General features: G+C 68.7%; 6 protein-coding genes. All 6 read right to left on the bottom strand.

All coding sequences use genetic code 11. The features are described 5' to 3' along the window. Positions 1-2,638, bottom strand: a 2,638-nt coding sequence (locus SMA5143A_RS37985) for an alpha-L-rhamnosidase-related protein (protein WP_258193976.1), incomplete at its 3' end; no start/stop codon positions are given. Positions 2,639-3,505: 867 nt separating this feature from the next. Further along, positions 3,506-4,111, bottom strand: coding sequence for a dihydrofolate reductase family protein (locus SMA5143A_RS37990; RefSeq protein WP_107467357.1), 606 nt, complete (start codon positions 4,109-4,111; stop codon positions 3,506-3,508). A gap of 320 nt (positions 4,112-4,431) precedes the next feature. Continuing rightward, entirely contained in the window at positions 4,432-5,391 is a 960-nt protein-coding gene (locus SMA5143A_RS37995; protein ID WP_107467358.1) for an expansin EXLX1 family cellulose-binding protein, read from the bottom strand. A 182-nt stretch (positions 5,392-5,573) separates the two neighbouring features. After that, positions 5,574-6,596 carry a LacI family DNA-binding transcriptional regulator gene (locus tag SMA5143A_RS38000; RefSeq protein ID WP_107467359.1) on the bottom strand — a complete coding sequence of 341 codons (1,023 nt, stop codon included), beginning with the start codon at positions 6,594-6,596 and terminating at the stop codon, positions 5,574-5,576. Between the two features lie 236 nt (positions 6,597-6,832). Further along, on the bottom strand, positions 6,833-7,969 hold the full coding sequence (locus tag SMA5143A_RS38005; protein WP_107467360.1) for a GH12 family glycosyl hydrolase domain-containing protein: 1,137 nt from the start codon (positions 7,967-7,969) through the stop codon (positions 6,833-6,835). 281 nt (positions 7,970-8,250) lie between these two features. Further along, on the bottom strand, positions 8,251-9,315 hold a 1,065-nt coding region (locus tag SMA5143A_RS38010; RefSeq protein WP_308812066.1), incomplete at its 5' end, for a glycoside hydrolase family 48 protein.

Genomic DNA, 9,315 nt, shown 5'->3' on the forward strand with positions numbered 1-9,315 from the left:
TGTCGGTGCGTGGGAAGAGCCGCACGGCGTCGAGGTCGGTGTCGGCACCGAGGTCGATCTCCACCCAGACGGGGTTCGCGCTGACGTCGGCGGAGGAGAAGTCGTTGCTGGTGTAGCCCTTGGCGCCACTCACGCTGGTGAGCTTGCCGTCGGTGAGCCGGTTCTTGCCCCAGTTGCTGTTCTCCAGGCTGCTGTTGCTGGTGACGGGCCGGCCGAGGGCGAGGTTGTCCAGGCGGCCGGCGCCGGCGACCGTGAAGGTCCAACTGTCCGGCTGGAGGGTGAAGTAGACGTACGAGGAGTCCTTGCCCGCATAGCTGAGCCCCGAGACGCTGCCGGTGGAGGCGCCACCCGTGAAGACCGTGGTTCCGTTGGCCTTGATGACCGGTGAGGAGCCGCCGTACGTCGGAACACCCACCCGCGCGGTTGTCGCACTCGGGGAGGTCAGGGTCAGAGTGACCTGGTCGCCGTCCCGCGTGATGCCGAAGCGGATGTCGCCCTTGACGGTCGGCGTGACCGTGTTGATCTTCGTGAGGGTGCCCGTCTGCGGGATGACGTCGTACGTCTCCCAGCCGGGCTTGGTGGGACGGACGCCGGCGGCGTAGGCGGACAGCGTGTACAGGGGGCCGCCGTTCCAGGCATGGTTGTCCGTGCCGCCCGACTTGTCCCAGATCTCCCACAGTGTGTAGCAGGCGGGGTCGGCGACCTGAGCGGCGTAGCGGTTGCGCATCCGCTCCTCGGCGACGGTGGCCGCTCCCATGAGGTAAAGCGCTTCCAGGACGTAGAACTCCATGTAGGGGCTGGCGTTGAGGTGGGTGCGCAGCACCTCGGTGATCGCCCGGTAGCGGGAGGTGGGTGCGAGGCCGGCGACGACGGCGAGGCCGTTGGCGCGGTCGTCGGTGTCGCCGGTGTAGCTGGGTGAGCGGTACTCGTTCCTGGACGCGTTCCACAGGACGCGGTCGAAGTTGGCCTTGATGCTGTCGCGCTTGGCCTGCCAGGCGGCGACGTCGCCGCTGTTGCCGCTGAGGCCGGCGAGTGTGATGGCCGTGTCGAGGGCCAGGTAGTACCAGCAGTTGTCCAGGACGCGGGCGTCGATGTTGCTGCCCCAGTCCTCCCAGTCCCAGTCCCCGGCGCGGTGGCTGACCAGGCCGGCCGAGTCCAGGCTCCACAGGTTCAGATACGCCTTCACTGCCGGGTAGGTGCTGGAGACGGCGTCGGCGTTGCCCGTGTAGAGGTGATATGTGCCGAACGCCCATACCGAGGCGAGCATCTGGACGGGCAGTTCAGCCGTCCAGATGGTGGACGGAATCGGCGAGTAGAGCACACCGCCGGGCTTCTGCCAGGCGGCCAGCTGGGCGATCGCCTTGGCGCCGAGGTCATGGGAGCGGGTGTCGAAGGTGTAGAAGCCCTCCTTGAGCTGGTTGACCACGTCGCCCCACCACTGGGCGCGTTCGCGGGTGGGGCAGTCCATGTAGTTGTCGCGCATGTTGACGTACATGGTGCGCGCCGCCTTGCCCCACAAGGTGTCGAAGAACGCCTCGTTGCTGCTGAACGATCCGGTGAAGTCGGTGTCGTAGCCGGACTCCCGGTACTTCAGGTCCAGGATGGTGACGCCCGCGGGGATCGTGTACCTCACCGCCGTGCCGCTCATCCAGGCCAGCGCCTCGAACTCCTGGACCCCGCCCGCGCAGACGTAGGTGGCGCGAACATTGTTCTCCTGCCCGCGGGTCAGGCCGGTCAGGCCGTCGCCGTCGGCGTAGTGGTCGGTCTGCATGCCGATCACGGCGCCGGCCGGAGCGTCCACCTTCAGATACGGCGTGACCTGGAGGTTGGACGGCAGCGTGGCCCAGATCGCGGTGGCGCCCTGTCCCGTGGACGGCAGCGACGACGCGTTGCCGTAGGACTTCAGGCCCGAGTACCGGAACTGCGGGACCGGCCGCCGGACGAGATCGTTCCAGGGTGCGGCACCGGCGGCCCCGAAGTCGGTGGGGGCACTCCACGCGCTGTCGTCGAAACCTGCCGACTCCCAGGAGGCCATGGCGGTGGCGTTGCGGGCGTCGTAGTAGACGTTCGACTCGGGCAGACGGAAGTTGACCTGGGTGCCGCTGGTGTTGTTGGAGTAGCCCGGGTGGACGATGTGCTTCCAGCTGGTGTCGCTGACGAGCCGGGTGGTGCCGGAACCAGTGGTGATGTCGGACTGGAAGAGCAGCCCGCCCTTGCCGCTGCTGCTGTGTGAGAAGCCCTGCTTGCCGAAGTACCACACCAGGAGCGCCACCGTGTTGCTGCCGCTCCTCAGGTACGGGGCGAGGTCGATCTCGTCGTAGTAGGTGCCGGTGCGGTCGGGGCCGCGCTTGAGCTGTCCGTCGAAGACGACGAGCGTGCCGTTGACCCACAGCCAGTACTTGGAGTCCGCCGCGATCTGCGTCACCGCCTTCGACGGCGCGGAGCCCAGGGTGAACGATCTGCGGAACGCCACCCACTGGTTCGCCGTACTGGACGGAGCCCAGATCCACTTTGCGGTCCAGGAGACGGCGGCGGACGCCGCAGGAGCGAGCCCCGGCAGAAGCGCCGAGCCGAGGGTGGGCGCGAGCGCCACGGCTATGGCCGAGCGCAGGATGGACCGGCGTGTTGGAGAGGGCATGCTGACTCCTGCTGTCAATGTGCGGTGAGGGTGCGGGCGAGAGAGGCATCCCGGCGACCGGCAAGGGGAGTATTCGCGGGGACGCCGTGTTTGAATCGTTTCATCAACATGTTCGCAGCCGGAATTCTTTGCCGCAGCGCTCGACGGTGTCAAGGCCCGTGCAGTGAGCTTCTTCGAGCCGGCCACCGATCAGGTGCAGGCGCGAAGCGCAACGAGCGAGGCCCCCGGGGGTTGATCGAGATGTCTGGATCCGCGATTGATCGCGGAAAGTACCTTGGCGCAGGCCAGTAAGGGAGGCTGATCGGTTTGCGTGGCCTCTTGCAGAGGGTCTCAGCTCGCTGTTCGGAGCCCTGCTGGGTATTGGCGCGGGCACATTCCTCGGCTGGGCCGCCGGCAGGCTCGCCTCCGGCGGCATCCAGGGAGACGAGATGGTTCTCCCCTGGGGCGCAGCGCCGTGGCTCTCACCGGCGCCGCACTCGGCGGCGTGGTGGCGGGACTCTGGGCGTGATGGCGGGTCTGGCTCGCAGGAGGCGATCGAGCGGGTGGCGCGCGCGGGTGAGGCCGCCGACGGTGATGCGGGCGGCGGTCGACGCGGCCCCCGCCGCTCCCCAGGCGACGTTCCCGCAGCCGCGCGACCAGGTACCTTTCCTCGTCAGGCTCGGCTGACTCATCCGCGCACGAACCATCGGCGGTGTGGACGATCCATGATTGCTCAGCCCCTGCGGGCGCCTGGACCGGGCGTCCTCATGTTGGCCGTCCGCCCCCCCTGGAAGGTGGATCTTGTTCCGTGCCTGTCGGCGCCGACCTGCCGGAGCCGACCTGGCGGCCGTCCGGACCGGCGGACGGGGGACGGGGGGCGGGGGGACGTCAGGCGGGGGCGCCGAGCGGCGGGTGCTCCAGCACGCGCGGCTTGTACTCGACCAGCTGGATGCGGCCGTCGAAGGTGCGGTGGTCGATCATCTCCAGGGCGACGTCCGGATAGCCGTCGTAGATGCGTTCCTCGCCCGTGGCCCCGGTGATCACCGGGAACATCACGACCCGGAAGCGGTCGACGAGTCCGGCTCGGAGCAGGGACCGGCACAGGCTGAGGCTGCCGATCGTGCTGAGGAGCCCCGGGCCGCTCGACTTCAGGGAGCGGACCGCCTCGACGGCGTCGTCGCGGACGAGCGTGCAGTTGGCCCACGTCAGTGGCTCCTCGAGTGAGGAGGAGAACACCACCTTGGACGCTCGCGTGAGCTCGTCGACGGACGCCTCCTCCTCGGGCCTGAACTCGTCCTGGCCCTCCGGGACCTCGCCTGCGGCGAAGCCCGACATCAGGCGGTAGGTGTTCGCTCCCATCAGGTAGGTGACCTCGGGCTGCTCGCCGAGCCATGCGAGGTACTCCGGGCCCTCGAGGCCCCAGAACCCGGGCCATCCCTCTCCCGACGCGTAGCCGTCGAGGGAAGTGATGAAGTCGACGAGAAGCTCCGACATGGCGGTGTCCTTTCCTGGGGTGTCACCAGCTTGGACCGGCCGGGAGCCGCAAACTCATCGGCCGCGCTGTGGAGCAACGGAAAAATTCACGACGATCACCGCCCCGGCGGGGAACCGCGACCGCGAACGTGGTGGAGCAGCTGAAGCTGATCACGACAATCGGCCCGTCCCCGGCGTTCCAACTGCCGGGGACGGGATCACCGATGCCACCAGCGTCCCGCTCGCGGTCACCCTGACCGGCGGCCACCGCACCGACGTCATCCAGTTCGTCGCCTGCCGCAGACGCTGTTGATGGTCAGCGATCCAGAAGTCGACGCGGATCAGTGCCGGGCGAACTGAACCTGCGTCGGTTGTTTGACATTCGGCAGCACCGCGAGTCCGCTGACGGTCAGTTGTTCCCCGTAGATGTCGGTGATTCTGATCGCTTTGCCACAGCCGCTGCCGTCGGCGGAGACGAAGTAGTTGAAGCTGGTGCGGGGCAGCTGCCGCCAGCCGCCCCCGGTGCTCACTTCCAGCCGCGCGACCGGGTTGCGGTGACCGATCACCTGGATGCCGCACCAGTACTGGCTGGAGCCGGTCTTGTACCTGATGGACATCGTGCCGATGGAACCGGGGCTCACCAGGCTCCAGGTGATGGGGAGCCTGCCGACCTTGAGGTCGGCGAGCTTGGCGAAGGCCTGCTGGCTGAGGTCGATCTGCCCGGGTGCGCAGGGCAGAGGGCATTCGTTGGTGATCCGTACCGTGATCGACTTGCCGTTGGCCGCGCGGACGAGGACGTACGCGCCGCAGGCCCGGGAGGTCTCGTAGTCGGTGGTGTTCATCGCCGCGATCATCATGTCCGGGCTCGGACCGAACAGACAGGCCCCGTCCCCGACACCGGCCTCGTAGGCGGTGGCGACGCCCTGATACGAGGTGTTGGGCCGGATCCGCCCTGCCGACGGGGGCGTGGTGGACGTGCGTGAGGACTTCGGGGCGCCCTTGGACGAGGCCTTCGCCTCCTTGGGAGGTTTCTTGCTCTTGGGGCTGGTGGAGCCGCTTGGACTCGGGCTCGACGACGGGCTCGGCGTCGCGCTGGGAGATGCCGTGCCGGCAGTGCGGGAGGCTTTCGGTTGTGTGCTGACGGGGGGTGTGGCCGCGGCCGGCCCCGCGTCGACCTTGTGGCCGGGGAGCAACGCCGTGACCAGATAGGCGAGAACGCTCGCTGCGGTCAGCGCCAACGTGGCGCCCAGCACGAGTCTGCGTCTGCGTCTGCGCTGCCGCGCGACCTGCCTCGCTGTCATGAATTACCTGTCCGTTCAGGATGGTGCCGATGGTGCACTGGTCAGTGCCCACCCACGGCGAAAAGGTTGCCGCCGACTTTGCGCGGCCCAGGGGACGTCTGCCAGGCGCAGGGCGGATCCTGAAGACTGGGAGAGCTCCCCAGGCTCAATCGGTCAGTTCCGGTGCAAGGAGCCGGCGTCTCTCAGGCCGACTCGCGGACGACCAGCGCGGTACGGAGGATGACGTGGCGGTAGGCCACTGACGGCTCCTCCATGTCCTCCATGAGCAGCCGGATCATGGCCCGGCCCATCTCCTCCAGCGGTTGACGCACCGTGGTGAGCTGCGGCTTCGTGCGCTGGGCCAGTGGGAAGTCGTCGAAGCCGATCACGGCGACGTCGTGTGGCACGCGCCGTCCTGCCGCGCGCAACGCCTGAAGAGCCCCCGCGGCCGTGGTGTCCGACGCGGCGAGAACGCCGTCGATGTCCGGGTGTCGTTCGAGCAGTTCGGTCATGGCGCGGCGTCCGCTGTCCTGCGTGAAGTCGCTTTCGGCGACCAGGGATTTCACGCTGTCCAGGCCGGCCAGTGCCAGAGCGTCCTGATAGCCGCGCAGCCGGCACTGGGCGGCATCCATGTCCAGTGGCCCGGTGATGGTGGCGATGGTCCTGCGGCCACCCGACACGAGGTGGGAGACGGCGCTGCGGGCACCCCCCACGTTGTCCGCGTCCACGTAACTGACGTACTCGTCGCCCGAGCGGCGACCCAGCATCACGGTCGGCAACCGCGCCTCGGCAAGCATGTCGGGCAGCCGGTCCCCGGCGTGCACGGACAGCAGCAGGACTCCGTCGACCCGGCTGCCGCGCGCGTATTCCAAGAAGCGCTTCCGGTCGGCGTCCGAGCGGACCAGGGTCAGCATCAGCTGCATCCCGATGTCTGCCAGCGCGTCTCCCAGGGAGCGGACGATCTCTGAGAAGAAGGGCTCCGCGAACACTCTCCAGTCGGGTTCGGTCAGGACGAGGGCGACGGCATTGCTTCGCTGGCCGGCCAGGGAGCGGGCCGCGAGATTGGGGACGTACCCCAGTTCCTCGATGGCTTGCTGCACGGCTCGGCGCGTCGATGCCTTCACGCCTGCCGCGTTGTTGATGACGCGGGAGACCGTGCCCCGCCCCACCCCGGCGTGCGCGGCCACCTCTTCCAGCGTCGGCGTGCCGGGGCGTCGCGTGCCCATGACCACCTCCCCCATGAGATAGCCGATCTTACGGGCCGAAGGGAACCGGGCACACGCCTTGCGCGCGGAACCCGTGCCGTGTCGGCCAAGGGGAAGTGGGGTGTTGGGGGTTGCGAGTGGCTGCTTTGCGCTCCTTGCCGGATTCGGCGCGAGGCTCCGGGAGGAGAGAAGCGGGGCCCGCCCTGTCGGCACAGGGGCGGTCGGGCGAGCCCCGGACGGAGGAATCCTCCTGCGGGCTACGCGGTGGTGCAGGACGTTCCGTTGAGGCTGAAGGTGGCCGGCTTGGTGAAGTTGCCGCTGTAGGTGCCCTGGAACCCGAAGGAGACCTGGCCGCCCGGCGTGATGGACGCGTTGTGCGCGGCGTTGGTGGCCGTCACGGACCCTGACGCGGGGGAGACGGTGGCATTCCAGGCCTGGGTGATCCGCTGCCCCGACGGCAGCGTGAACGCGACCTTCCAGCCGTCGACCGGGGAGGAACCCGTGTTGCTCACCGTGACGTCGGCGGTGAAGCCGTCCTGCCAGACGTTCGTGCCGTAGGTCACCTTGCACGCGGCGGGGCCGCCGGGGGTGCCGGGGCCGCCAGGGGTGCCGCCGCCGAGGTTCACCGTGGAGGAGAACGAGTTCACGGCCAGGCCCGCGCCGTTCTGCCAGGGCTCGAAGCCCGCCTGAATGCTCGTCAGGTACCAGTTGTCCTGGGCGAGTCCACGGGAGACGGTCTGGCGGACGAAGTCCATCACGTCGAAGTTCCAGTTGTCGATCGCCGACGGCGCGACGAAGGACAGGACGTCGTTCGTGCCGTTGTTGCCGGACCATATCTGCCACTGGCGTCCGGCCACCGTGGCGGAACCGACGGGCGAGCCCACCGGCTGCACGGATCCCACACGGTTGAACCAGATCATGATCTCGGTGCGGTTGACGCCGTCGGTGCGGGGGGCCGGGTCCAGCCAGATGTCGTAGGCGGCGTCGTAGGCCGCACCGCTCACATAGCTGTACGAGATACCCGTGGGCGCGCTCGAGATGGAGCTGAGCCGGGCCGGGAGGTTCGTGCCGGGCGAGCAGTTGGTGTAGTGGCAGCCGTTGTACACGGACGGGTACGACTTCGGGGCCCCGTTCGTGGGGACGGAGCCGTCGGCCCGGGTGACCCTGAAGCCCGAGTCCGTGACGGAGATGCACTGGGTGGCACTGGTGCCCCAGCGGTTGTTCTGCACGACGTAACGGCCCTGGATCGTGGCGCTGCCGAACTCCTCGCAGATCGTCGTGTCAGCCTGGGAGGCCGTAGCGCCGGTCAGCAGCGCGGCCAGGGCGACGAGCGTGGTCAGCAGCGCACCGCAGAATGCGCGCGTCCTACGAACTTGGTGGCGTGAGGGTTGCATGCGGGTCCTCCACGAGGGGTGTGGGGGCGAGGGCTCCCGCCGGGATTGGGAGCGCTCCCAGAAGGCGATCTCGCCGGGACTGTAGGAGGGGATCATGTTCCTGACAAGGGGGGCGGCTCTGATATCTCTGAGGCGCATCCCGAAACGGCTGGTGGTGCGGGGGGAATCCGGCTCGGCAGATGTCGGGACCCGGGCGCCGGGCGGCCCCCAAGGGGGCGGGGCCGCCCGGCCGGTGACCCCGTCGCCGGGTGACGGGGTCGCGTACGCGGTCTCAGCGGGGGCTATTCGAGGAGTTCCGCGTACGATCCCATGGCCAGGGCGATGTCCGCCTGGGCCCAGAACCGGTGGTACGTGAACGACGGCACCGCGCCGCCCTTCAGATAGGCCTCGATCTTCGACCAGGCCGGGTCGCTCTTGTAGAAGGAGCGGATGGACTCGAAGGTCGAGGAGGAGTTGATCGCGTCACCGTTGGGCATGGTCCCGGTCCAGCCGCTCGGGATGTACACCGGCTCGTCGAACCGGTTGTAGTCGGCCCGGTTCTCCGGCACCGCGATGCCCAGACCGTCCTGGTAGTTGGTCCACATGCCGTCCAGGAGTGCCTTCGCCGTCGTCTTCGCCGCGCTGTCGCCCGACCTGGCGGCGTAGTAGCTCAGGGTCTTGGCGTACGCGGCGGCCACGCCGACGTCGTTGGTGTAGTCGGCGACGGTGACGTGCAGTCCCGTGTTGGCGCCGGGACTCGACGCGTTCCAGGTGTCGGGCTGGCCCGACCACTGCAGGGTGGAGGGGATCCGGTAGGTGCCGTCGGGGTTGATGGTGGTCTTGGACAGCGCCCACTTGACCCACTTGTCGAGCACCGTCTTGGCCTGTGCGTTGCCCGTCTGCTGGTAGTACTCGGCGACCCGCTCCATGGACCATGCCTGGAAGCCGAACCACTGGTTGGACGGCGGGTCGTGGTACACGGGCTTCTCGTCGTAGTACATGCCGTAGAAGGTCGGCGTCCCGGCCGGGGGAGTGGCGTACCGCCCCGCCCAGCTGTTGGTGGCGCCGCCCGCGATGGCGCCCTCGTTCGACTGGAGCCAGCGGTAGAACTCGACCTGGCGGTCGAGGGACTTGGCCCAGTCCGCCTGCCCGGTCGCCGACTTCGGCTTCAACGGGGCGTAGTTGGCCAGCGCGTACGCGGCCATCGGGTTCTGGTAGCCGCCGTGCGCGTGGCTGGAGCCGATGCGCCAGGCCCAGCCGGCGTTGGTGTCGGTGGCACCGCCCCACGCGTAGTACCAGGACAGCAGGTACATGGAGGCGTCCTTGCCGGTACCGGCCGGGCAGGTGGACGGACCGACACAGTTGCC

The organism is Streptomyces sp. MA5143a, from assembly GCF_900290235.1.
Lineage (GTDB): Bacteria > Actinomycetota > Actinomycetes > Streptomycetales > Streptomycetaceae > Streptomyces.